The following is a 24,165-nucleotide window of genomic DNA, read 5'->3' as shown; positions in this document are numbered from 1 at the left end:
GGCTAAAATTTAATTTACACTACGCATGGTAGATTTATCCGTATTTGATGTTTCAATTATCATCTTATTTTTTGCAATTACACTTTTTATAGGCATTTACGTATCCAAACAATCAGGAAAAAGTTCAGCTGAATATTTTTTATCAGGAAGAAGTATGCCTTGGTGGTTACTTGGAGTATCAATGGTAGCAACCACATTTTCTACAGACACACCAAATTTAGTGACTGATATTGTACGTAACAATGGAGTTTCTGGTAATTGGGTATGGTGGGCGTTTTTAATTACAGGGCTTCTTACCGTTTTTGTATATGCAAAACTCTGGCGAAAATCTAAGGTAAATACAGATATTGAGTTTTATGAGCTGCGTTATGGTGGTGCACCTGCAAGATTTTTACGAAGCTTTAGGGCTATTTATTTAGGGATAATTTTCAATATTTTGGCGATGGCTGGTGTGACATTAGCCGCTATTAAAATAGGTAGTATTATGCTTGACCTTGAACCTATTGAAACAGTTCTATATGCTGGTGTTATTGCTATGATTTTTAGTGCTTTAGGTGGTTTTAAAGGTGTGGTTTATACGGATTTTATATTGTTTTTTACAGCCATGGCTGGAGCCATTGGAGCCGCTTATTATTTGGTTGGTTTACCAGAAGTAGGAGGACTAGAAGGTTTACTTCAGCACGAAAATGTAGCTGATAAATTATCAATATTACCTGATTTTAGCAATACTGAAGCACTAATTACACTACTCATAATTCCGTTAGCAGTACAGTGGTGGAGTAGTTGGTATCCAGGCGCAGAACCAGGTGGTGGTGGTTATATTGCACAGCGTATGCTGGCAGCCAAGGACGAAAACCACGCAATAGGAGCCACATTCTTTTTTAATATTATGCACTATGCATTACGACCTTGGCCATGGATAATTGTAGCACTAGTATCTTTAGTGGTGTTTCCAGATTTAGTAAGCATACAAGAGGCATTTCCTAATGTCGCTGAAGATAAATTGGGTCACGATTTAGCCTATTCTGCAATGCTTACAAAGTTGCCAAGTGGTTTATTAGGACTTGTTTTAGCATCATTAGTCGCAGCTTATATGAGTACTATTTCTACGCATTTAAATTGGGGAAGTTCGTATATAGTCAACGATTTTTATAAGCAACAAATAAATAAAAATGCCACGGAAAAACAATTAGTGGCTGTTGGTAGAATTTCAACAGTTTTATTAATGGTGTTTAGTGCATTATTTGCGCTTGTGTTACAAAACGCATTACAGTTATTCGATATTATTTTAATGTTTGGAGCTGGTACAGGACTTATATTCATATTACGATGGTTTTGGTGGCGTATTAATGCTTGGAGTGAGATTTCGGCCATGTTTGTTTCAGGTGTTGTATCTATGTTAATTACGTTTACTTCTTTAGGAGAAATATTGTTTGGTAATGAAGCGATTATGCCTTCTTGGGCAAAATTTCCATTTATTGTATTAGTATCATCTATAGTTTGGATTACTGTAACGTACCTAACACAACCAGAAAGCAAAGACGTGTTACAATTGTTTTATAAGAAAATACAACCAGGTGGACCTGGATGGAATAAAGTTGTTACTGAGGCACGAGCTGAAAACATTGAAATTATTGACACCAATGAAGGATGGAGTGTTCCTTCTGGTATTATTGCTATGCTAGTGGGCTGTGTATTGATTTACAGTGTTATGTTTGCAACAGGACATTTTATTTATGGAGAACATATAAGCGCATTAGCGTTGTCTGGATTAGCAGTAGCTTCAGCACTTGTACTTATTAAGCTTTGGAAAAAAATAAAGACAAATATTTTATAAAAAGCTGCTATATAGAGAATAAAAAAAAGGGCGAAACATAATATTTCGCCCTTTTATAATATATTTTTGAGTTTATAAAACTTATTAGTCCGCTAGAACTATAATTTTATTATCGTTCATTTCAATAGTACCAGAATTTATTGCTAAAGAAACACCTTTATCTGTTTTGATAAACTTAGCTTCAACCTCTTCATCAAGTTGAATATTACCGTGCACTTTTACATGTCCTTCTTTGAGTAATGACACAATAGGTGCGTGATCTTTTAGCATTTCAAATTCACCGTTCACTCCTGGAACAGCAACCGACTCTACTTCTCCACTATATAATGTGGCTTCTGGTGTTACGATTTCTAAATGCATTCTTTAATTGTATTAAATTAAGCTTCAGCAAGCATTTTTTCTCCAGCTTCAATAGCTTCTTCAATAGTACCTTTAAGGTTAAACGCTGCTTCTGGTAAGTGATCTAATTCACCATCCATAATCATGTTAAATCCTTTGATTGTTTCTTTAATATCTACTAATACACCTGGAATACCTGTAAACTGTTCAGCTACGTGGAATGGTTGAGATAAGAAACGTTGTACACGACGTGCACGTCCTACAGCCATTTTATCTTCTTCAGATAATTCTTCCATACCAAGAATAGCAATAATATCTTGTAATTCTTTATAGCGTTGTAATAACTCTTTTACTTTTTGTGCGCAATCATAATGCTCATCACCTAAAATGTCAGCAGTAAGAATTCTTGAAGTAGAATCTAATGGATCCACCGCAGGGTAAATACCTAACTCAGCAATTTTACGAGATAATACAGTTGTTGCATCTAAGTGAGCAAATGTAGTCGCTGGTGCAGGATCGGTTAAATCATCCGCAGGTACGTAAACTGCTTGTACAGATGTAATAGATCCTCTTTTTGTTGAAGTAATACGTTCTTGCATTGCACCCATTTCAGTTGCTAATGTTGGTTGGTAACCTACTGCAGAAGGCATACGACCTAATAATGCAGATACCTCAGAACCAGCTTGTGTAAAACGGAAAATGTTATCGACGAAGAACAATACATCTTTTCCTTGTCCATCTCCAGCTCCATCACGGAAATATTCAGCAATAGTTAAACCAGATAATGCAACACGAGCACGTGCTCCAGGAGGCTCATTCATTTGTCCGAAAACAAACGTTGCTTTAGAATCTAACATCGCTTTTTTGTCAACCTTTTGTAGATCCCATCCACCTTCTTCCATAGAATGCATGAAGTCGTCTCCATAACGTATAATTCCAGACTCTAACATTTCACGTAATAAATCGTTTCCTTCACGAGTTCTTTCACCTACTCCTGCGAATACAGATAAACCACCGTGTCCTTTTGCAATATTGTTAATCAACTCCTGAATTAATACTGTTTTACCTACTCCAGCACCACCAAATAATCCGATTTTCCCTCCTTTAGCATAAGGCTCAATCAAATCAATTACTTTAATACCTGTAAATAAAACTTCAGTAGATGTTGATAAATCTTCAAATTTTGGAGCTTCTCTGTGAATTGGAAGTCCATCTTTATCAGCCTTAGGTAAGTCTCCTAACCCATCAATAGCATCACCAATTACGTTAAAAAGACGTCCGTAAACATCTTCGCCAATCGGCATTTGTATTGGAGCACCAGTTGCAGTAACTTCTGTACCTCTACTTAAACCATCAGATGAGTCCATTGCAATAGTACGTACTGTATCTTCACCAATGTGAGATTGTACTTCGAGTACTAAAATAGAACCATCAGCTCTCTTAATTTCTAACGAATCGTAAATCTTTGGAAGTTCAGCACCAGCACCGAATTCAACATCGATTACTGGACCTACTATTTGTGCAACTTTACCTGTAACTTTTGACATTACTTATGTGTTTATTGTTTTTGCTTAAATTTTAATTGAAAAACAAGCTGTTTTTCGCGCTGCAAATATATGAGTTTTAATTAAAAAACCATATATAAATAGTATCAAAAAACACAAGTTTTTTTATGTTTAGAAAAGAACGCTAAAATGTTGAATTAGAAAACAAAAAACCCAGAATTTTGTTCTGGGTTTTTAATAGTTATAAAAGATATTATTGTTATAAGCCTGGTGAATACATTACGTTATAATCATTAGCTTTTGCAATATTTCCAGATGCTACAAAGTTTGAACCATAAGTAGCATCTATAGCTTCTAAAAATTTATTTGCCATGAATGCATAACCTCTAGCTGTCAAGTGAATTCCATCTAAACTAACGGTACCACCTGTAACTAAATCGGCTGTTATAACATAGTCATCAAAAGGAATTCCAGTTGTAGCTGCTTGATTTAAGATAGATTGTAAATCTACTAGTGCTAAACCATTAGTCGATGCCACTGAAGTAATAGTAGCATTGTAAGCGTCGGTTGCTGTTTGAATAGCCATTTGCTCTTCAGGCGTTAATACCCATTTGTCTTCTAGAGGAATTTGGGTTCCATATCCTTGAGGAATTAATGAAGATAATGGTAATACAAAAAGATCTTCTTCAGTTGCTTGCCTATATTGTGGAATGCCTGCAAAAGCAGGATTAATTGCTCCTAAGTCTGTTAAATCTTCGTCTATAACGACCATAGCATTTTGTCCTTCAACAAAATTGATAGTTCTTCTGTCTAATTCTTCTTGAGTAAACAAGCCAGCTCCTGATAATGCAGCAAAGGCTTGTTGAAGCCCTCCGTTATATGCAGCATACCCTTGATTTAAAGCGCCAGCAGTAGCTGCATCTAAAGGTATGGGGTTGTAAGGTACTGTTGTAAAATGTGGTAAATCAGTAATATTTGGAATATTTGTTAAAACACCTTTTGCGTTATTGGCAGTAAGTGTTGTTACTATTGCGTTAAATGCTTGTGCAAACACATTTGGATCTGTAATATCATTACTGCCATACGTTACAGGGTTTAAATTTCCTGTTTGATCTATGCCAGTACCTCCTGAGACAGCATAACCTAGAACATCATTTCCACCAATTAATGATAATGAGAAAAACGTAGGAACTTGAGCTGCTGCATCTCCTAAGACAGTTGCTGTAGAGCTAGACGCCATACGTACAAAATAAGGGTTAGCATAAGAACCTACTCCAGCTATATTCCCATAAGTGTCTGATAATAAATGAAAACTTTTGGCTCCAGGAACTCCCATATTATTAAAAGGTCCTGTTGGGTTGTTAGACATAATATCGGTAGTTACATTTATTGGACCAATTATAGACTCTAAAGGTACTGGGCCTGCACCACCAAAAACTAAACGAGGGTCAGCAATTCTTGTACCTCCAATTGCTAAGCCACCAAAGTTATCATTCATCATAGGTTGGGTAAAGGAACCACCACCTACTTTAGCAAATTGTTCTGCCATAATACTAGGGAATGAATTTTGTTGTGAAGCTATGAACAAAGCACCATCAGTATAGCCAGCAGTAAAAGACGCGCCTACTGACACGAATTTTGAAAAATCGGCACTTCCTGCGGTTAGAGGAGGAAGTACTGCCTCAGGTTCAGGAGCATCAATAAAATCTTCAGGATCGTTGCATGCTACAAAACCTAAACAGATTAATAGCAACCATATATATTTAGTATTCATAATATTTTTTTTCATTTTATAAGTTATTAATTGTCCAAGAAATATAGTATTGAGAACCTATGAAACCTGTTCCGAAAGCTGTGAAATATTCATCACCTAATAAATTAGTGGCTCCAGCTTTAAAAGTAGATTTCAAGCTTGGAACTCTTAAGTTTATTTGTGCATCAACGGTATGGAATTCTGGTACTAAACCATCTCCAAAAGTTGCCTGCCAGTAATAATCATCACTAAATCTGTAGGCAATATTAAATCCGAAATTTTTAAATAAATCGGTGTTACCAAAAGAGGCTTTAAACTTATGTTCAGGCGTATTGAAATTAGTTCTAAAATCAGGGAAAGCATCTTGGTCAAAGTCTTGTTTAGCGTAGGTGTAATTTCCTGATAAATCAAAATCACCAAAAATCTTTGTTGATATACCAATAGATGCTCCATAGGAGTCTACATCAGCTTCAGAGTTTGTATATGTTTGGTATCCTACATAATCACCATTTGCTAAAGCAGCAATTGAAAGAGAATTGTCTCCTACAGTTCCATATAAAGGAGCAACTACATTTTCACCAGAGATAAAATCCTGGTATTTATTGTAGTATATACTTAAATCGATAATTGTTTTATCTAATTTCCCTCTATATCCTACCTCTAAAGAGCTCACTTTTTCAGGTTTTACAACTTCAGGATTTCCTGTTTCTAAAAGTGCTGGATTTCCAGATGCAGCAAAAGCTTGTACCGAAGCAGCAGAATAAGAATTGTTGTAAGCAGCAGCACCTGTTTGAGTGACCATGGCAGGAGTTCCTAGGCCTTGACCTTCTGTGCTAATATCATAATCTCTTACATATCTGTCTAAATTATCAGGAGCTGAACCTACTAATATACCAACACCAGCATCTAATCCAATAAACAAATCTTGAGTCGTTGGATTTCTAAATCCTGTTTGTGCAGAAGCTCTAATATTATGATTTTTATTAATCGTAAAACCTGCAGATATCCTTGGAGATACAAAGCCATCAAAAAATTCTGATTTATCGTATCTAGCAGAACCAGTTAGTTTTAACTCTACATTGTCACTTAAATCGATATTTTTTTGTATTTGTGTATAAATACCATATTCAGAATAATCAATATTACCATCATAATCGGTATAAATAGTTCCAAAAGAATTTAAACTATATTTTCTATAAGATCCACCAACTTGAATGTCGGCTACATCGGTTAAATGGCTAAAGTTGTAGTTGGCATCAGTATGGTAGTATTTAGAAGCATCTTGAAATTTTGAACCAGTTAATAAATCAGGATCATTAATACTTCTATTAAATGCAGCTTTAAATTCAGGTGTACCAGGTTGGTATCTGCCTTGTTCTGCAACTGCTCTTGCAGCATCATGTTTTTGTTGTTCACTTAAGCCTAAAGGATTTCCCATTAATTCGATTCCTGCATAGGTTTCTATATAATCTGCAAACCATTGTTCGTGAGGTTTCCAAGCATTAAGTATGTTAATACCTGTAAATACCATATCATATGAATCGCCAGCTTTATCACCAACCACATAGCCTCTTAAAAAGAAATTGTCATTTCTCAATTCAATTTTATGTTGTTGTTGTGTAAAATTATCAATATTATAACGGTTTGTTCCTTGATAAATCGTTGAACCTGTACCAACTTTTCCTTGATATACAATTTCAAAGTCATCTGCCCAAGGGCGATAATATAATCCCCAATCTGCTTTAACACTTTCAGCATTATAATCGGTTAAATCTTTTTCATTATATCCGGTTCTAGAGACAACAACATCAGGAATGATGCCTAATCCAGAAGCAGCTCTAATATTAGTAGAAACTTCATCACCATATACATTAATTCCATTATAACCATAATGAGAACGACTTCTTGAAGGATCATTTCTATCAACTTCACTGGTTGCAGCCCAATCGGTTCCTTTTAGGTAAGCAAAGTTTACTTTTGCAGCAAACTTATCGCTAAACTTATGAGCGGCTCTCATACCAAAATCGGTATAAGAATTATCACCTGAGGCTTCTTGAGAGGTAATTCCTTGTTTGTAATAACCGCTTATTCCTTGATGGTCAAAAGGGTTTTTACTGGTCATGAACAAAATTCCGTTAAAAGCATTAGCTCCATATAAAGCTGAAGATGCACCAGGGAGTAGTTCAACACTTTGCACATCGGTTTCAGTCATACCAACTAAGTTTCCTATTGGGAAGTTAAGTGCTGGTGTAGAGTTATCCATCCCATCAACTAACTGCATAAACCTTGTATTGGCAAATGTAGCAAACCCACGAGTGTTAATAGCTTTAAAGGTTAAACTATTGGTATTAACATCTACCCCTTTTAGATTTTCAAGCCCATCATAAAAATCAGCAGAAGCAGTATTTTTAATTTCTTTAAGCCCAAAGCGTTCTACTGTTACAGGAGACTCAAATATTCGTTCAGGGGTTCTAGAAGCCGAAACTACAATTTCGTCTAATTCGTTTCCTTCTTTTAAAGTAATGTCAATTGTTTGGTTGTTGGTAGTTACTTCAATAGTTTGTGTTTCAAAACCTACACTACTTATTTGTATAGTAAATGGAGGTGTTTGGCTAACAGTTAAGATGTAATTACCATCAAAATCTGTCATTGTACCACTGGTGGTTCCAAGTACAATAACATTTGCACCAGGTAGTGGTAGGCCACTATTATCGGTAATTTTACCTTTAATAGTAGTTTGCGCATAGGATGATACGCAAAAGAGTAATAAAAAAATCTTTAGAATAGTTCTCATATTGGGTATTGATTTAATTTTAAAAGTGCTTTTAGTTATTTGCAATATAAAAAAATATAACAACTATGCATGCATAGTATATATTAAACACAATATAAGACTTTTTAAATAGCGATTATCTTAAAATTTAACCAAATGTTAAATTTGGATTAATTTTAAATAACGAAGATTATTCTACAGTAACCGATTTAGCTAAATTACGAGGTTGATCGACATTTTTATCTAACATGACAGCAATATAGTAAGATAATAACTGTAACGGAATAGTTGTAAGGAGTGGTGTAAGCGACTCAATTGTTTCAGGAACTTCTATTACGTGGTCTGCTAGTTTTTTAACACTTTTGTCTCCTTTGGTTACTATGCCAATTATTTTTCCTTTTCTAGCTTTGATTTCTTCAATGTTGCTAACAATTTTTTCGTAATGCCCTTTATTTGTTGCAATTACTACAATAGGCATGTTTTCATCAATTAGAGCTATTGGACCATGTTTCATTTCGGCAGCAGGATAACCTTCGGCATGGATATATGAAATTTCCTTAAGTTTTAATGCGCCTTCGAGTGCTACAGGAAAATTATAGCCTCTACCTAGATATAAAAAGTTTTTAGCATCTTTATATATTTCAGCAACGGTTTTAACGTAGGAATCTGATTTTAAAGCTTGGGTTACTTTATCAGGAATCATTTCCAATTCGATTAAATGACGTCTAAAATCTGAACTAGACATTGTTCCTTTAGCTCTAGCTAATCGCAATGCTATAAGGGTTAGCACTGTGATTTGAGTCGTAAACGCTTTTGTAGAAGCTACACCAATTTCTGGCCCTGCATGTGTATATGCTCCAGCATTAGTTTCGCGTGCTATTGATGATCCTACAACGTTACAAACACCAAAAACAAAGGCTCCTTGAGATTTTGCCAATTTAATTGCAGCTAACGTGTCAGCTGTTTCGCCTGATTGTGATATAGCAATGACTATATCATTTTTATTAATTACAGGATTTCTATATCGAAATTCGGACGCGTACTCAACTTCAACAGGAATTCTTGCTAAATCTTCAAATATATACTCAGCAACTAAACCAGCGTGCCAAGAAGTTCCGCAGGCTACTATAATAATACGATTGGCATTAAGAAACATTTTCATGTTATCTTCTACTCCAGCCATTTTTATAATAGCTTCTTTACTTAGTAAACGACCTCTATAGGTGTCTTTAATGGCATTTGGTTGTTCAAATATTTCTTTAAGCATAAAATGCTCATAACCGCCTTTTTCTATTTGTTCAAGGTTAAGTTGTAATTCTTGAATGTAAGGGCTCACTAAAGAGTCGTCTTTAATTTTTCGAATTTTTACATCTTTATGCCTTCTAACTACAGCCATTTCTTCATCTTCTAAATAAATGGCATTATTGGTAAATTCTATAAAAGGTGTAGCATCACTTGCAATAAAAAACTCATCTTCTCCAACACCAATTGCTAAAGGGCTTCCTAGGCGTGCTACTACAATTTCATTGGGTTTTGTTTTGTCAAACACAGCAATAGCATAAGCACCAACAACTTGATTTAGTGCTATTTGTACTGCTTTTCCTAATCTAACATTATTGCTTTTTTTAATATCTTCAATAAGATTTACTAAAACTTCAGTATCAGTGTCAGATGTAAAAGTGTATCCTCTTTTTAGAAGCTCTTTTTTTAAGGCTTCATAGTTTTCTATGATTCCGTTGTGAATAATTACTAAATCACCAGAGTTTGAATAATGTGGGTGTGAATTAACATCATTTGGAACACCATGTGTTGCCCAACGTGTATGACCTATGCCTAAAGTTCCGTTAGTAGATATTTCTTTGGAAACGCGCTTTTCTAGATCATCAACTTTTCCTTTGGTTTTGGAAAGTTTTATGTCATTTCCATCAAATAAAGCAATGCCTGCACTGTCGTATCCTCTATATTCTAAACGTTTAAGTCCGTTTAAAATAATAGGGTAAGCTTCTCGATGCCCAATATATCCAACAATGCCACACATAATTTTTAATTTTTTGGTTCGGTATAATATATAGTCAATTTAGCTTTTTTTGCTTCATTTGTTGTATTGTTTCCATATAGAACGGTTCCTTTATAAGATAAAAGGGTTCCTATTGGAATTGCTTTTACATCTTCATGAGAGGTGTCAAGAAGTTGTTTTGTTGTTACTGCGCCAACATTTGGTGTTACTACTAAGCCTAATTTTACATTTGTAGAATCATTGATAAAAATATTCTTTAAATGTTCGGTTATTCGTACTTTGTACTTAATGCCTTCTCCATCTGGTTCGTCATCGACTCTTTCTAGAGGAGATAAATGATTAATTTTTGCATTGACATTTGTACCACTTACCGTTTGATCTATATAATAATCTAATAGTGGTGTATTATTAGTTAAATCGTATAAATAAACTCTATCTGGCTCATTTCCTTGAACGGTTGTTTGATCTACATAAAATTCTAAATAAGCTTCGTTAATTAGTCTTTTAGGAATAATTTCTTCATCAACTTCGTCTCTAAAAAGCTCTTTAAAATTCTCGAATGCGTCCTGAGGATTTCCATCTTCTCCTTCAACCATTCCGTTAAATAAATCTATTACTGCCATATAGCCTTCGCCTCCTTTAAGGTATAGCTTTTCATCACCTACATTTTCATCACCATCAGGAATTGCAATTAAATTATTGTCTATTAAGTTAATTAAATTTTGATAAAAATTCATAACATATTCTTCTTTGTTAGAATCTAAATTATCATCAATTCCGTTATTGTTAAGGTCGCTACCTTCTGTTTGATCTACATCATGTGTGTCATTTATTCCGTCACCATCTGTATCTGTTCCATTGTCATTAACATTGTCACCATTACTATCTACGTCGGCGTAATCTGGAATGCCATCATTATCTTCGTCAGTATTGTCTCTGTCACTTGTATAGTATATGGTTAGGTTAGCTTCAGATGAATTAAAATTAAGCATAGCCATAGTGCCTGAACCACTTGTTGCTTCGGCTTTAAAGTAAAGTCCTCTAAAATAATTTAGAAAGTTATTCCTGTTACTTAATTCTGGTTCTCCTTCTTTATCAAATAATAACTGTTGCCAATAAGTATGGTGTAGGGAATCTTGTATATGAATTCTTAAAGCTGGAGCAATTAAGGTTGAATCTGGCTCACCTTGTTCATTAACGGTTTCTAAAACAATTTGCTTGTCGCTTGGTGTAAAATCTTCACTATAAATAAGCTCTCCTTCCAAGTCAGCTGGATTAATTTGAACTGTCTGTGAAAGGGCTCCATTTGAATAATATTTTTGCGATTGATTAAGCTCAGAATTTGGATCAAATTCTCTTAAAAAATAGTTGTTTTGGTAAATAGATAATTTAATAGGAGTATCAACATAAACAGAGTCTAAGGCATAGTCAGACCCACCATCTTCATTAGTTCCAGTTACTCTACTATAGTAAGGTACATTAAGTACAGCAGAATCGAGCTTTACATTTTCTCCAAAAGTAGGGTTGAAAAGGCTAGGAGAAAGCTGTGTTACAAAATTTGCCGAATAACTACCATAAACAGGGTCGCTATAATAGCCTATGATGTTAGATGATAACCTATCGGAATTAAAAGGTGTAATTTTTTTATTGTAAGCTACTATTGGATAGGTTACAACATCTGCATCAAAATGTGTTGTGTTTTCTGAGTTGACCACATCAGAGTCTATATTAGAAAAATCTCTTTCGCAAGCTGCAAAAACAGATACTATTATAACCAAAAGTGCAAGGTTACTTATTAAGTTTTTATTCTTTTTCATGTATTTTTTAACTTAAAACTTGGGTGTTATAAAAAGTAGTATAGGCCTCGGCGAATTCATCTGGATATTGGTATTCTAAGACTGGTTTTTCGCAATTTTTTAAATAGTCTTGTAATTCGTTAGGAAGTTCTTTAGATCCAACAATTAAGGCGTCTGAATAGTCAACAGCTACTTTCATTATATTGTTGTAAGTAGGCGTTTCTAAGGCTTTTATTGCTTCTTCTTCAATATTATCAAACTTTATTTTGTTCATCATTTCTTTATTTAACGAATCGTCAAAGCTTTGATTGTATAGAGAAGTTACTATTTTACTTTCATTAAAAAGAGGTTCGTCCTTATAATATTCTTTTAAATAAAGCGGAAGCAATGATGCTAACCAGCCATGTACATGAATAATATCTGGAGCCCAATTTAATTTCTTTACAGTTTCAATAACGCCCTTTGCAAAGAATATAGCACGTTCGTCATTATCGTCAAATAATTTCCCGTTTTCATCTGTCAAAGTTGCTTTTCGCTTAAAGTACTCTTCATTATCGATAAAGTAAACTTGGATTCTTTCTTTAGGGATAGATGCCACCTTAATTATTAAAGGCATGTCTAAATCATTAATCACTAAATTAATTCCAGATAATCTAATTACTTCATGAAGCTGATGTCTTCTTTCATTAATATTTCCATATCTAGGCATGAATATTCGTATTTGACCTCCTTGTTTGTTTACCATTCTTGGTGCCTCAAAGGACATTGAAGAAATCTCTGTCTCGGGTAAATATGGCACTACTTCAGAGGACACATATAATATTCTCTTATCTTTCATAAACGCTTCTGCTTTAATTTTAGAATAAAAAACACGCAAAATTACAAAAATTATGCAGATTAACAGTAATATATTATGTTTGCACGCTGTTAATTTTTTTATAAAGTGCAAGTAGCTAACACAAAAGAACATATTAAAGAGACAATCTTAGACCTAAGAAAAAAAGACCTTTCTATTGGGTTTGTTCCTACAATGGGAGCATTGCACAAAGGTCATTTGTCTTTAATTAATAAAGCTCTGAAAGAAAACGATGTTATTTTTGTGAGCATTTTTGTAAACCCTACCCAATTTGATAATAAAAACGACCTTAAAAATTATCCACGAACGTTGGAGAGAGATGTAGCATTGTTAAAAACAGTATCAGAGTCTAAAATTTTTGTTTATGCCCCAACAGTACAAGATATTTATGGAAAAAATCCTAAAGCCATTAAATTTAGTTTTGATGGTTTAGAACATGAAATGGAAGGTGAATTTAGAGATGGTCATTTTGATGGTGTAGGAACTATTGTAAAACGCTTATTCGAAATAATTAAACCTGACAAAGCCTATTTTGGAGAAAAAGATTTCCAGCAATTACAAATTATTAGAAAGCTAGTAGAAAAGCATAAATTACCAGTAAAAATAGTTGGTTGTAAAATACATCGTGAAGCTTCTGGTTTAGCAATGAGTTCTCGTAATGAAAGATTGTTGGAAAACCATAGAAAAGAAGCCTCTTTTATTTTTAAAACCCTAAAAGAAGCTAAGAAAAAATTTGGCACAAAAAGTGCTACAAAAGTAACGGAATGGGTTACTAAGCAATTCAAAAAAAATAAATTATTAACGTTAGAATATTTTATAATTGCCGACATAGAAACCTTAAAGCCAGTAAAAAGAAAATCACAATCAAAAAAATATCGTGCATTCATTGCTGTTTATGCTGGAGAAATAAGGCTTATAGACAATATCGCACTAAATTAATTACCTTTGCCCAATGCAAATACAAGTTGTAAAATCTAAAATTCACCGTGTTAAATGTACAGGTGCAGACCTTAACTACATTGGTAGTATTACTATTGATGAAGATTTAATGGAAGCTGCTAATATTATTCAAGGCGAAAAAGTTCAAATTGTAAACAATAACAATGGCGAACGTCTTGAAACTTATGTTATTCCAGGTCCTAGAAATAGTGGTGAAATTACTTTAAATGGTGCAGCCGCAAGAAAAGTTGCAGTAGGAGATATCCTTATTTTAATAACCTACGCATTTATGGATATTGAGGAAGCTAAGAACTTTAAACCATCGCTGGTTTTTCCAGACGAAAACACCAATTTATTAAAATAAATCATTGAGCAAACAAACAAAGAATGTCATAAAAATTGCACTTCCTTTAATCTTGGGAGTGGTTTTAGTTTGGTATTCTTTGTCCAAAATGCCTTTATCTGAACTTCTAGAATATTTTAAAGAAGCCAATTATTTTTGGATAGGTTTGGGAGTTTTGCTTGGTATCCTAAGTCATATTTCACGAGCTTACCGTTGGAAATTTATGATTAACCCAATGGGTTATAAATTGCATATACCCAACAGCTTTATGGCAGTTATGTCTGCGTATCTTATTAATTACACTATTCCAAGAGCTGGCGAAATATCGAGAGCTTCTATAGTTGCGAATTATGAAGGAATTCCTTTTGAAAAAGGATTTGGCACCATCGTAGCTGAGCGTATTGCAGACTTAGTAATGATGCTCCTCATTATTGTAATAACCTTATTTTTAGAGTTTGAATATATCTATGATTTTTTTGCAGATCGATTTGATCCGTATAAAATCCTTGTCGGAATTTTTGGATTAATAATTCTTTCATTGGTGTTTATAGTGTTTATAAAACGCAGTAATTCCAAACTGGCTTTAAAAATAAAAATATTTGTTACAGGTTTAATTGAAGGTGTTTTTAGTATTTTTAAAATGAGGCAAAAGTGGGCTTTTGTGTTTCATACCTTGTTTATCTGGATTATGTATGTCCTTATGTTTTACGTAACCACATTTGCTCTAAATGAAACTTCAGGAATTCCGTTTGCAGCTATTTTAATAGGTTTTATTTCAGGAAGCTTTAGTATTGCAGCTACTAATGGAGGCGTTGGCTCATATCCAGTGGCTATCTTTTTAGCATTTTCAATATTTGGAATAGCTGAAGCTGCAGGAATGGCTTTTGGCTGGATTATGTGGACTGCACAAACATTAATGGTCATTGTTTTAGGAGGTTTGTCCTTACTGTTTTTGCCTATTTACAATAAAAAAAGAGAAAAAAAGACTAGCTAGCTGTCTTAAAATTACTTCTTTTTTTAGCCCTAATTGTTTACCTTGCCGTTATAAATCTCAAATCGAATTAAGATGAAAACTAAACTAACCACGTTCATTTTCTTACTTTGTTTTAGCTTTTTAAATGCTCAAACGATATATGAGGAGTTTCAATCGGCTAAACTAGGTGATTCAAGACAGTTAAAAATTCAATTACCGAGAAATTACGAAGAAAACACAGAGAAGTTATATCCAATTTTTATTGTTTTTGATGGAGATTATCTATTTGAACCTGTGGCTGGAAATGTAGATTATTATTCCTATTGGGAAGACATGCCAGAAGCTATAGTTGTTGGGATTAATCAGGTTAATTCTAGAGATGAAGACAATCATTATTCTGACCAAACCTATTTTCCAGTAGAATCTGGTGCAAAATTCTTTGAGTTTGTTGGGATGGAGCTCATTCCATATATCGAAGACAAATATAGAACTGCAAATTTTAGAGTAGCAGTAGGTCATGGCGAAACCGCTAATTTCATCAACTATTTTTTATTTAAAAAAGAGCCATTATTCAATGCGTATATTACGTTAAGTCCAGACTTAGCAATGAGTATGCTTGAGAGTTTACCAACCAGAATTAATGAATTTGAGAGAAAAATATTTTATTACTTAGCGACAGCAACCAACGATATAAAACCATTAAGAGAAGATGCAAATGTATTGAATGCTAGATTATCTGCATTAGAAAACAAGAACATATTTTTTGGTTTTAATGAGTTCGACGGACCAACACATTATTCGTTGCCAGCTCATGCTATACCAAATGCTTTGGAAAGTATATTTTTTGTGTTTCAACCAATTAGTAAAAAAGAATATAATGAGCGTATTTTAACACTAGAAACGTCTCCAGTAGAATACCTGAATGAAAAATACAGCATGATTAAAGAGCTGTTTAATATAGAAAAACAGGTGCTTATTAACGATTTTAGAGCCATTGCAGCAGCTATTGAAAAAAACAAAATCTTTGAGGAGTACGAAGCCCTTGGCAAATTAGCAAGAAAAGAACATCCTGATACACTCTTAGGACATTATTATCTAGGACGATTTTATGAAGAAACAGGAGAGCCCAAAAAGGCAATGCGTACCTATAGGTCGGCTTATGTATTAGAAGAAGTTGGAGGTTACACAAAAGATGACATGTTAGAACGAGCTGATGCTATTAAACGAGATTTTGGATTTTAAATGGCAAAAATAAAAACAACATACTTCTGTCAAAATTGTGGCAATCAATTTTCAAAATGGCAAGGACAATGTACAGCATGTAAGGAATGGAATACTATTGTTGAAGAGGTAATACAAAAACCAGAAAAAAGCAACTGGAAAACACCAACTAATACTTCAAAGCGTGTTTCAAAACCCTTATTAATTAATGAGATTGATGTATCGCAAGAAGCTAGAATTCAAACAAATGATGCTGAATTTAATCGTGTTCTTGGTGGTGGAATTGTTCCAGGGTCTTTAACGCTTTTAGGAGGCGAACCAGGAATTGGTAAAAGTACATTGTTGTTACAAATAGCTTTAAAGCTTCAACACAAAACGCTATATGTGTCAGGTGAAGAAAGCCAAAAACAAATAAAAATGCGCGCTGAACGCATTAACCCAAATAGTAGTAATTGCTATATTCTTACTGAGACAAAAACGCAAAATATATTCAAACAAATAGAAGCTTTAGAACCAGATATTGTGGTGGTAGATTCTATTCAAACGTTGCATAGCGACTATATTGAATCATCGTCAGGTAGTATTTCTCAAATAAAAGAATGCACAACAGAGCTTATAAAGTTTGCAAAAGAAACAGCAACGCCAGTTATTTTGATTGGTCATATTACTAAAGATGGCAACATTGCTGGGCCAAAAATATTGGAACACATGGTGGATACTGTGTTGCAATTTGAAGGCGATCGCAATCATGTGTTCAGAATTCTTAGAGCCAATAAAAACCGCTTTGGCTCTACTAATGAATTAGGTATTTACGAAATGCAAGGTTCTGGATTGCGTGAAGTGTCTAATCCAAGTGAAATTCTCATTTCCAAAAAAGACGAAGAGCTTTCAGGTAATGCAGTTGCTGCCACTTTAGAAGGTATGCGACCATTAATGATTGAGGTGCAAGCCTTGGTAAGTACGGCAGTGTACGGAACACCTCAACGTTCTGCCACTGGGTTTAATGCTAAGCGACTCAATATGCTATTAGCAGTTCTAGAAAAGCGTGCAGGTTTTCGCTTAGGTGCAAAAGATGTGTTCTTAAATATTACTGGTGGTATTACTGTTGACGATCCAGCAATTGATTTAGCTGTAGTTGCAGCCATTTTATCATCTAACGAAGACGAAGCGTTACAAAAGGATGTGTGTTTCGCAGCTGAGGTAGGTTTATCGGGTGAGATTCGTCCTGCACAACGTGTAGAGCAGCGTATTTTAGAAGCTGAAAAATTAGGATTTTCAACCATTTTTGTATCTAAATACAATAAGATTTCATTAAAAAACACAGCTATTAAAATTCAACTTATTTCTAAGATTGAGGATTTGGTGGAATTTATTGTTTAAAAAAACTTATAGAAATCAATCATTATAAGTTTTTATATTGTTGACTTATAGTTAACAACGTAAATATTAAAAGGCTATTAATTAGAAACTCCGTTTTTATTTTTGCCTTCATAAAGTAGTAGTTTGTGATGGAAAAAATAATTTTAATTTTATGTTCTACGTTTTTGATAGTTCTTATAGTCTATTGGGTAATGCCAATAAAAAAAATGAAAGCAGTTAATAATGAGTTAAAGTCATTGTTACAGATTCTTCCGATTACACAAATAATGAATGCTATTAGAAAAAAATCAAAAACCTCTAATGATTAATTGCTAAGGATTTAATAGAAAATTCTGTCCTTTATTTTATCAAAATTCCTTAATTTCGCAGCTTGAAATGAAATAGGATAATATGAGTACCAAATTTCCTGAATATAAAGGACTTGACTTGCCAAAAATAGCTGAAGAAATTCTTAACTATTGGGAAGAAAACAATGTGTTTGAAAAGAGCGTTACCACACGTGAAGGAAACAAACCTTATGTGTTTTTTGAAGGACCTCCTTCGGCTAATGGATTGCCTGGAGTACACCACGTTCTAGCTCGTGCTATTAAAGATATTTTCCCTCGTTACAAAACCATGAAAGGTTACCAAGTAAAGCGTAAAGCAGGTTGGGATACTCATGGGTTGCCTATTGAACTTGGTGTTGAAAAAGAATTAGGTATCACTAAGGAAGATATTGGCAAAACCATTTCGGTTGAGGCGTATAATGCAGCTTGCCGAAAAGCTGTAATGCGCTACACAGATGTTTGGAACGACCTCACTCAAAAAATGGGTTATTGGGTAGATATGGACGACCCTTATGTGACGTATGAACCAAAATACATGGAGTCTGTTTGGTGGTTACTTAAGCAAATTTACAACAAGAATTTACTATATAAAGGCTATACGATTCAGCCATATTCACCAAAGGCAGGAACTGGGTTAAGCTCGCATGAGTTAAATCAACCAGGAACCTATCAAGATGTAACAGATACAACTGTTGTTGCTCAGTTTAAAGCAAAAGAAACATCGCTTCCGGAGTTTTTACAAAATGAAGGTGACATCTATTTTTTAGCTTGGACAACCACACCTTGGACCTTACCAAGTAATACTGCGCTAACCGTTGGACCAAAAATTGAGTATGTTTTGGTTGAAACATACAACCAATACACATTCCAACCAATGAATGTGATTTTGGCTAAAAAACTAGTGAACTATCAGTTTTCAGGAAAGTTCAATCAAGTTGAAGACAAATCAGAATTATTAAATTATAAATCTGGCGATAAGAAGATCCCTTTTTACGTTGTTAAAGAGTTTGTTGGTAAAGATTTAGTTGGAATAACTTACGAACAACTTCTACCTTTTGTATTACCAAATGATAATCCTGAGAATGCCTTTAGAGTGATTGCTGGAGATTTTGTGACTACTGAAGATGGTACTGGAATTGTACATACTGCACCAACTTTTGGAGCAGATGATGCCTTGGTTGCTAAACAAGCAACACCAGAAGTACCACCAATGCTAGTCAAAGACGAGAATGATAATTTGGTGCCACTTGTAGATTTGCAAGGGCGTTTTAGACCAGAACTGGGTGAGTTTGCTTGCAAGTATGTAAAAAACGAATATTATAATGATGGCGAAGCACCAGAACGCTCAGTTGACGTTGAGCTTGCTATTAAATTAAAAGAAGAGAATAAAGCCTTTAAGGTTGAAAAATATAAGCACAGTTATCCAAATTGCTGGCGTACAGATAAACCTATTCTGTATTATCCTTTAGATTCTTGGTTCATTAAAGTGACCGATGTCAAGGAGCAAATGGTGGCATTGAACAATACCATTAATTGGAAACCAAAATCAACCGGAACAGGACGTTTTGGTAACTGGTTGACAAATGCCAACGACTGGAATTTATCACGCTCACGTTATTGGGGAATTCCATTACCAATTTGGAGAACCGAAGATGGTAAGGAAGAATTATGCATTGGCTCAGTAGAAGAATTAAAAGCTGAAATGCAAAAGGCTGTGGCAGCTGAGGTTCTCGAAGCTGATATTTTTGAAGATTTTGAGGTTGGTAACAATTCTGAAGAGAATTATGCTAAGATTGATTTACACAAAAACATTGTAGATGAAATCGTATTGGTTTCTCCAACTGGTCAGCCAATGAAACGCGAAAGCGATTTAATTGATGTGTGGTTCGATTCAGGTTCTATGCCTTATGCACAATGGCATTATCCATTCGAAAACAAGGAGAAAATAGACCAAAACAAATCATTTCCAGCCGATTTTATTGCTGAAGGTGTCGACCAGACACGCGGTTGGTTCTATACACTTCATGCTATTGCAACTATGGTGTTTGATTCGGTTGCATATAAAAATGTAGTTTCTAACGGTTTGGTACTTGACAAAAATGGACAAAAAATGTCTAAACGTCTTGGAAATGCTGTAGATCCATTTGAAACATTATCGACTTATGGTGCAGATGCGACGCGTTGGTATATGATAAGTAATGCCAATCCATGGGATAATTTAAAGTTTGATATTGATGGCATAGAAGAAGTAAAACGTAAGTTCTTCGGAACACTTTATAACACTTATTCGTTCTTTACATTATATACAAATCTAGATAATTTCAGTTATTCAGAAGCAGATATTCCACTAAATGAAAGACCAGAAATTGACCGTTGGATTTTATCAGAATTACATACCTTAATTCAAAAAGTTGATGATTATTATGCTGAATACGAGCCAACAAAAGCAGCAAGAGCAATCTCAGATTTTACACAAGATTATTTAAGTAACTGGTTTGTAAGATTAAGTAGAAGACGTTTCTGGAAAGGCGATTATCAAGAAGATAAAATTTCGGCTTACCAAACACTTTACACATGTATGTTGACTATCGCTAAGTTGGGAGCGCCAATTGCGCCTTTCTTTATGGATAAATTGTATTTAGATTTAAATTCAGTCACCAAAAAAGAAGCTTTTGAGAGTGTACATTTAGCAGAATTTCCAAAATTTGACGAATCTTTTGTTGATAAGTCGTTAGAACGTAAAATGGAAGCAGCGCAAACAATATCATCATTAGTTTTATCGTTACGAGCTAAAGAAAAGATTAAAGTACGTCAACCACTGCAAAAAATCATGGTTCCAATAAGTAGTGAAACTCAGAAAAATGAAATATTAGCAGTCGCTAACTTAATAAAATCTGAAGTGAATGTAAAAGAGGTTGAAGTGTTAGAAGATGCTTCAGATATTTTGGTAAAGCAAATTAAACCAAACTTTAAAGTGTTAGGGCCACGCTTTGGAAAAGATATGAAAGCAGTAGCTCAAGCGGTTAATAACTTTACAGCAGAAGATATTAAAAATATCGAGCAAAACGGTATTTTAGACGTTGAAATTAATGGAAAAAACATTACATTGGAGAAGTCTGATGTTGAAATAACATCGCAAGATATTGAAGGTTGGCTTGTGGCAAGTTCGGGAGCATTAACAGTAGCTTTAGATGTAACCTTGACAGATGACTTAAAGAAAGAAGGTATTGCAAGAGAGTTAGTAAACCGAATTCAAAACTTACGTAAGGATTCTGGTTTTGAGTTGACAGACAGAATTGCAGTGCAATTACAAAAAGATGAACAAATTATTAACGCAATAAATAAAAATTTAGAGTACATAAAAACCGAAACATTAACTGATGAATTGGAGATTTTAGATGACTTAAATAATGGTATTGAAATTGCATTTGATGAGGTAAATACCAAACTATTTATTCAAAAAATTTAAAAAACTATGGCAGCGGAAAATACAGTAAGATATTCTGATAAAGATTTAGCAGAATTTAAAGTCTTAATTCAAGAAAAAATTAAGAAGGCGCAACACGATTTAGAGTTAATTAAAAGCGCTTATATGAATGACCATAATAATGGTACAGAAGATACTGCACCAACATTTAAAGCCTTTGATGAAGGAAGTGCAGTTATGAGCAAAGAGTCTAACTCACAGTTAGCCATTCGTCAAGAAAAATTTATTCGTGATTTAAAAAATGCCTTGATTAGAATTGAGAATAAAACCTATGGTGTTTGTCGTGTTACAGGAAAGCTAATTAATAAAAAACGTTTAGAATTAGTACCTCACGCAACGTTAAGTATTGAAGCTAAAAATATGCAAAAGTAATAATTAACGTATTATTAATTTAAAACGCCTCATTTTAGAGGCGTTTTTTATATTTACCAATTTAAAACTCTTAGGAATAACCAAAACAACAATGTCCTTAAAGAAAGCCTCAATACTAATTATTGTTATTTTACTTATAGATCAAATATCCAAGATTTATATTAAAACACATTTTGAATTAGGGGGAGAAGTAAAGATTTTTAATTGGTTTCGTATTCTTTTTGTTGAAAATGATGGAATGGCTTGGGGAGCAAAACTCAGTGATTTTACATCAATGATAACCGATAGAAAAGCTAAAGTAATTCTTACTTCTTTTAGGTTAGTAGCTATTGTTGGTATTGGTTATTGGTTAGTGAGTGCTATAAAAAGTAAAGGCTCTAAAATTTTAATTGTAGCTATTTCATTAATTTTTGCAGGTGCTCTAGGAAATATTATCGATTCGGTATTTTACGGCATCATTTTTAATGATAGTTATGGGCAAATAGCTACTGTTTTTCCAGAAGGAGGTGGCTACGATAGTTTATTGCACGGAAAAGTGGTCGATATGCTTCATTTTCCCATATGGAAAGGCTATTTACCAGAATGGATACCTTGGTATGGAGGTAAGTATTTTACGTTTTTCGAACCTGTTTTTAATATAGCCGATGTCGCCATTAGCACAGGTGTTGGAATGTTGATCGTATTTAATAGAAAAGCATTTCCTAAAGAGCATAAAGTTGTTAAAATTGATACACCTTTAGGGGAGTAATACAAAAATCAAGAGGTATATCGCCTTCATAAATATCATCTATAGTATCTTCGGCTTCAAAAAGTGACAAGCCAATTTTTATAGTTTCTGGGTTACAATCGCTTAAAAAATTATCGTAATAACCAGCACCATAACCAACACGATGACCATTTGCGTCAAAACATAATAAAGGTACAAAAACCACATCAATTTTTGAGTTTTCAATAGGTATGCCATCAACAGGTTCAGGAATTCCCCAATGGTTTGTTTTAATTACAGTACCATCAGTTAACAAATAATTTTCTAGATTAATAGTTTTGAAATTACTTTTTGAGACAACAGCGTGTTTGTCTTTACCAGCTAGAATGTTTAAAATATAATCCGTGTTTATTTCCTTATGTTCAGCTATGGTCAAGAACACATGATAAAATGATTTGTCCCAAATATTAAGGGGTAACAATTGGTTGGCAATGGCTAAACTTTTTTCATCAATATCTTCATGAGATATTGAATTTCTTAGTGTTTTATACTTTTTTCTAAGTTCTTTTTTTGTCATTCTGCAAGTTTTGTAGAAATATGAAAAATGGCATCACCTTGATACACTAAAGGTGATTGATTGATATTAAATATGTAGCCATCGTTGGGAGCTTTTACAAAATGATTAAAACTTCCGTAAGGGTCGGTAATATGACCAAGAACATCGCCTTCGTTTACATATGAATTAATGGTTGTAGAAGCCTTAAACATTCCAGAGTATTTGGCTCTAATCCATTTACTTTCAGAAATATACACACAAGATTTTTTTGGGCGAGACACTTTAAATCGGGCTTTCAGCATACCAAGATGATGCAACACACGCTTGGCACCATTAACTCCTGTATTAGTTATGTTAGGGTGGATATTAAAGGATTTTCCACCTTCAAAAAGCAGCATTGGAATGCCTAATTTATAACTCGTATTTCTAAACGATTTGTTGAGGTTTTTAGAATAGTAAACAAAAGGAGCTCCAAAAACTTCTGCTAATTCGTCTAAGACAACCTCTCCTTTTTTAATTCTAATTTGAGCCGAATTAAACCTATCAGCACCTCCAGTATGAAAATCCATAATTAAATCGGCATGTGGCACAATTTCGGTTATCAATTTATGTGCTACCCTACTTGCTAAGGAGCCTTTTTTACCACCAGGAAACACACGATTTAAATCACGACCATCTGGAAATTCTCTATCCATGTGAATAAAACCAAACATATTAATTACTGGAATACAAATGATGGTTCCTTTTTTAGGTTTGTTTATTCCTTTAGCAATAATTTGTCTCACTATTTCAACACCGTTTATTTCGTCACCATGAATTCCTGCTGTAATTAAAATAGTTGGACCTGGTTTTTTAGAGCGTTCAATAATTACAGGAACATCAATAGTGTTTTGAGTGTGTAATTTTGCAACGTTAAAACTAACAGTTGCACTTTTACCAAGGCCAACTTTTTCACCTAATATTTCTAAAACATCTTTTTCGCTCAT

18 protein-coding genes are annotated in these 24,165 nt (G+C 34.0%); 9 read left to right on the top strand and 9 right to left on the bottom strand.

Annotation, left to right across the window (positions count from 1 at the left end):
• Positions 1-25 precede the first annotated feature (25 nt).
• Positions 26-1,837: a sodium:solute symporter family protein gene (locus E5167_RS02380; protein ID WP_136840651.1), complete on the top strand. Its 1,812-nt coding sequence runs from the start codon at positions 26-28 to the stop codon at positions 1,835-1,837.
• Between the two features lie 84 nt (positions 1,838-1,921).
• Here E5167_RS02380 and E5167_RS02375 read toward each other — a convergent pair whose 3' ends face one another.
• The 7 genes from E5167_RS02375 to E5167_RS02345 form a co-directional block, all read right to left on the bottom strand.
• A complete protein-coding gene (locus tag E5167_RS02375; protein WP_136840648.1) occupies positions 1,922-2,197 on the bottom strand; it encodes a F0F1 ATP synthase subunit epsilon in 276 nt (91 codons plus the stop codon).
• Between the two features lie 17 nt (positions 2,198-2,214).
• The gene (gene atpD / locus E5167_RS02370) at positions 2,215-3,723 is read right to left on the bottom strand and encodes a F0F1 ATP synthase subunit beta (protein WP_136840646.1); all 1,509 of its coding nucleotides are present in this window, start codon (positions 3,721-3,723) and stop codon (positions 2,215-2,217) included.
• Positions 3,724-3,940: 217 nt separating this feature from the next.
• On the bottom strand, positions 3,941-5,470 hold the full coding sequence (locus tag E5167_RS02365; RefSeq protein WP_239021924.1) for an SGNH/GDSL hydrolase family protein: 1,530 nt from the start codon (positions 5,468-5,470) through the stop codon (positions 3,941-3,943).
• A gap of 1 nt (position 5,471) precedes the next feature.
• On the bottom strand, positions 5,472-8,228 hold the full coding sequence (locus tag E5167_RS02360) for a TonB-dependent receptor (RefSeq protein ID WP_136840644.1): 2,757 nt from the start codon (positions 8,226-8,228) through the stop codon (positions 5,472-5,474).
• Between the two features lie 169 nt (positions 8,229-8,397).
• A complete protein-coding gene (gene glmS / locus E5167_RS02355) occupies positions 8,398-10,245 on the bottom strand; it encodes a glutamine--fructose-6-phosphate transaminase (isomerizing) (protein WP_136840642.1) in 1,848 nt (615 codons plus the stop codon).
• Between the two features lie 5 nt (positions 10,246-10,250).
• Complete coding sequence (locus tag E5167_RS02350) at positions 10,251-12,041, bottom strand: DUF4270 domain-containing protein (RefSeq protein ID WP_136840639.1); 1,791 nt, start codon at positions 12,039-12,041, stop codon at positions 10,251-10,253.
• A 7-nt stretch (positions 12,042-12,048) separates the two neighbouring features.
• Entirely contained in the window at positions 12,049-12,858 is an 810-nt protein-coding gene (locus E5167_RS02345; protein ID WP_136840636.1) for a glycogen/starch synthase, read from the bottom strand.
• A 105-nt stretch (positions 12,859-12,963) separates the two neighbouring features.
• On the opposite strand from E5167_RS02345, the gene panC reads away from it, so the two are divergent.
• The 8 genes from panC to E5167_RS02305 all read left to right on the top strand — a co-directional run bounded on the left by panC (position 12,964) and on the right by E5167_RS02305 (position 22,665).
• Positions 12,964-13,815, top strand: a complete 852-nt coding sequence (panC, locus tag E5167_RS02340) for a pantoate--beta-alanine ligase (protein ID WP_136840633.1) — start codon at positions 12,964-12,966, stop codon at positions 13,813-13,815.
• A 13-nt stretch (positions 13,816-13,828) separates the two neighbouring features.
• Entirely contained in the window at positions 13,829-14,179 is a 351-nt protein-coding gene (gene panD, locus E5167_RS02335) for an aspartate 1-decarboxylase (protein ID WP_136840629.1), read from the top strand.
• A gap of 4 nt (positions 14,180-14,183) precedes the next feature.
• Complete coding sequence (locus tag E5167_RS02330) at positions 14,184-15,152, top strand: lysylphosphatidylglycerol synthase transmembrane domain-containing protein (protein WP_136840626.1); 969 nt, start codon at positions 14,184-14,186, stop codon at positions 15,150-15,152.
• 72 nt (positions 15,153-15,224) lie between these two features.
• Entirely contained in the window at positions 15,225-16,373 is a 1,149-nt protein-coding gene (locus tag E5167_RS02325) for an alpha/beta hydrolase (RefSeq protein ID WP_136840623.1), read from the top strand.
• Entirely contained in the window at positions 16,374-17,732 is a 1,359-nt protein-coding gene (gene radA / locus E5167_RS02320; protein WP_136840619.1) for a DNA repair protein RadA, read from the top strand. It abuts the gene before it with no gap.
• Positions 17,733-18,122: 390 nt separating this feature from the next.
• Positions 18,123-21,527, top strand: a complete 3,405-nt coding sequence (ileS, locus tag E5167_RS02315; RefSeq protein ID WP_136840617.1) for an isoleucine--tRNA ligase — start codon at positions 18,123-18,125, stop codon at positions 21,525-21,527.
• Between the two features lie 6 nt (positions 21,528-21,533).
• The gene (locus E5167_RS02310) at positions 21,534-21,917 is read left to right on the top strand and encodes a TraR/DksA family transcriptional regulator (RefSeq protein ID WP_136840615.1); all 384 of its coding nucleotides are present in this window, start codon (positions 21,534-21,536) and stop codon (positions 21,915-21,917) included.
• Between the two features lie 91 nt (positions 21,918-22,008).
• Positions 22,009-22,665 carry a lipoprotein signal peptidase gene (locus E5167_RS02305; RefSeq protein WP_136840613.1) on the top strand — a complete coding sequence of 219 codons (657 nt, stop codon included), beginning with the start codon at positions 22,009-22,011 and terminating at the stop codon, positions 22,663-22,665.
• Here E5167_RS02305 and E5167_RS02300 read toward each other — a convergent pair.
• Positions 22,637-23,200: a 5-formyltetrahydrofolate cyclo-ligase gene (locus E5167_RS02300; protein ID WP_136840611.1), complete on the bottom strand. Its 564-nt coding sequence runs from the start codon at positions 23,198-23,200 to the stop codon at positions 22,637-22,639. The genes E5167_RS02305 and E5167_RS02300 overlap by 29 nt on opposite strands.
• Positions 23,197-24,165 (bottom strand): succinylglutamate desuccinylase/aspartoacylase family protein, encoded by a 969-nt coding sequence (locus E5167_RS02295; protein ID WP_136840609.1) that lies wholly within the window; start codon positions 24,163-24,165, stop codon positions 23,197-23,199. The genes E5167_RS02300 and E5167_RS02295 overlap by 4 nt, the downstream gene beginning before the upstream one ends.

Source organism: Pontimicrobium aquaticum, from assembly GCF_005047595.1.
GTDB classification, from domain to species: Bacteria; Bacteroidota; Bacteroidia; order Flavobacteriales; family Flavobacteriaceae; genus Pontimicrobium; species Pontimicrobium aquaticum.
Note: the sequence above shows the minus strand (reverse complement) of the source record. Positions and strands in the feature narration are given on the sequence as shown.

What these genes read in the sequence shown, in the direction of transcription:
- E5167_RS02300 (WP_136840611.1), bottom strand. Translation starts at nt 23,200, where the DNA reads ATGACAAAAAAAGAACTTAGAAAAAAGTATAAAACACTAAGAAATTCA.
- E5167_RS02325 (WP_136840623.1), top strand. Translation starts at nt 15,225, where the DNA reads ATGAAAACTAAACTAACCACGTTCATTTTCTTACTTTGTTTTAGCTTT.
- E5167_RS02380 (WP_136840651.1), top strand. Translation starts at nt 26, where the DNA reads ATGGTAGATTTATCCGTATTTGATGTTTCAATTATCATCTTATTTTTT.
- glmS (WP_136840642.1), bottom strand. Translation starts at nt 10,245, where the DNA reads ATGTGTGGCATTGTTGGATATATTGGGCATCGAGAAGCTTACCCTATT.
- E5167_RS02350 (WP_136840639.1), bottom strand. Translation starts at nt 12,041, where the DNA reads ATGAAAAAGAATAAAAACTTAATAAGTAACCTTGCACTTTTGGTTATA.
- E5167_RS02305 (WP_136840613.1), top strand. Translation starts at nt 22,009, where the DNA reads ATGTCCTTAAAGAAAGCCTCAATACTAATTATTGTTATTTTACTTATA.
- E5167_RS02295 (WP_136840609.1), bottom strand. Translation starts at nt 24,165, where the DNA reads ATGAGCGAAAAAGATGTTTTAGAAATATTAGGTGAAAAAGTTGGCCTT.
- ileS (WP_136840617.1), top strand. Translation starts at nt 18,123, where the DNA reads ATGAGTACCAAATTTCCTGAATATAAAGGACTTGACTTGCCAAAAATA.
- E5167_RS02310 (WP_136840615.1), top strand. Translation starts at nt 21,534, where the DNA reads ATGGCAGCGGAAAATACAGTAAGATATTCTGATAAAGATTTAGCAGAA.
- E5167_RS02360 (WP_136840644.1), bottom strand. Translation starts at nt 8,228, where the DNA reads ATGAGAACTATTCTAAAGATTTTTTTATTACTCTTTTGCGTATCATCC.
- E5167_RS02375 (WP_136840648.1), bottom strand. Translation starts at nt 2,197, where the DNA reads ATGCATTTAGAAATCGTAACACCAGAAGCCACATTATATAGTGGAGAA.
- E5167_RS02345 (WP_136840636.1), bottom strand. Translation starts at nt 12,858, where the DNA reads ATGAAAGATAAGAGAATATTATATGTGTCCTCTGAAGTAGTGCCATAT.
- E5167_RS02365 (WP_239021924.1), bottom strand. Translation starts at nt 5,470, where the DNA reads ATGAAAAAAAATATTATGAATACTAAATATATATGGTTGCTATTAATC.
- radA (WP_136840619.1), top strand. Translation starts at nt 16,374, where the DNA reads ATGGCAAAAATAAAAACAACATACTTCTGTCAAAATTGTGGCAATCAA.
- atpD (WP_136840646.1), bottom strand. Translation starts at nt 3,723, where the DNA reads ATGTCAAAAGTTACAGGTAAAGTTGCACAAATAGTAGGTCCAGTAATC.
- panD (WP_136840629.1), top strand. Translation starts at nt 13,829, where the DNA reads ATGCAAATACAAGTTGTAAAATCTAAAATTCACCGTGTTAAATGTACA.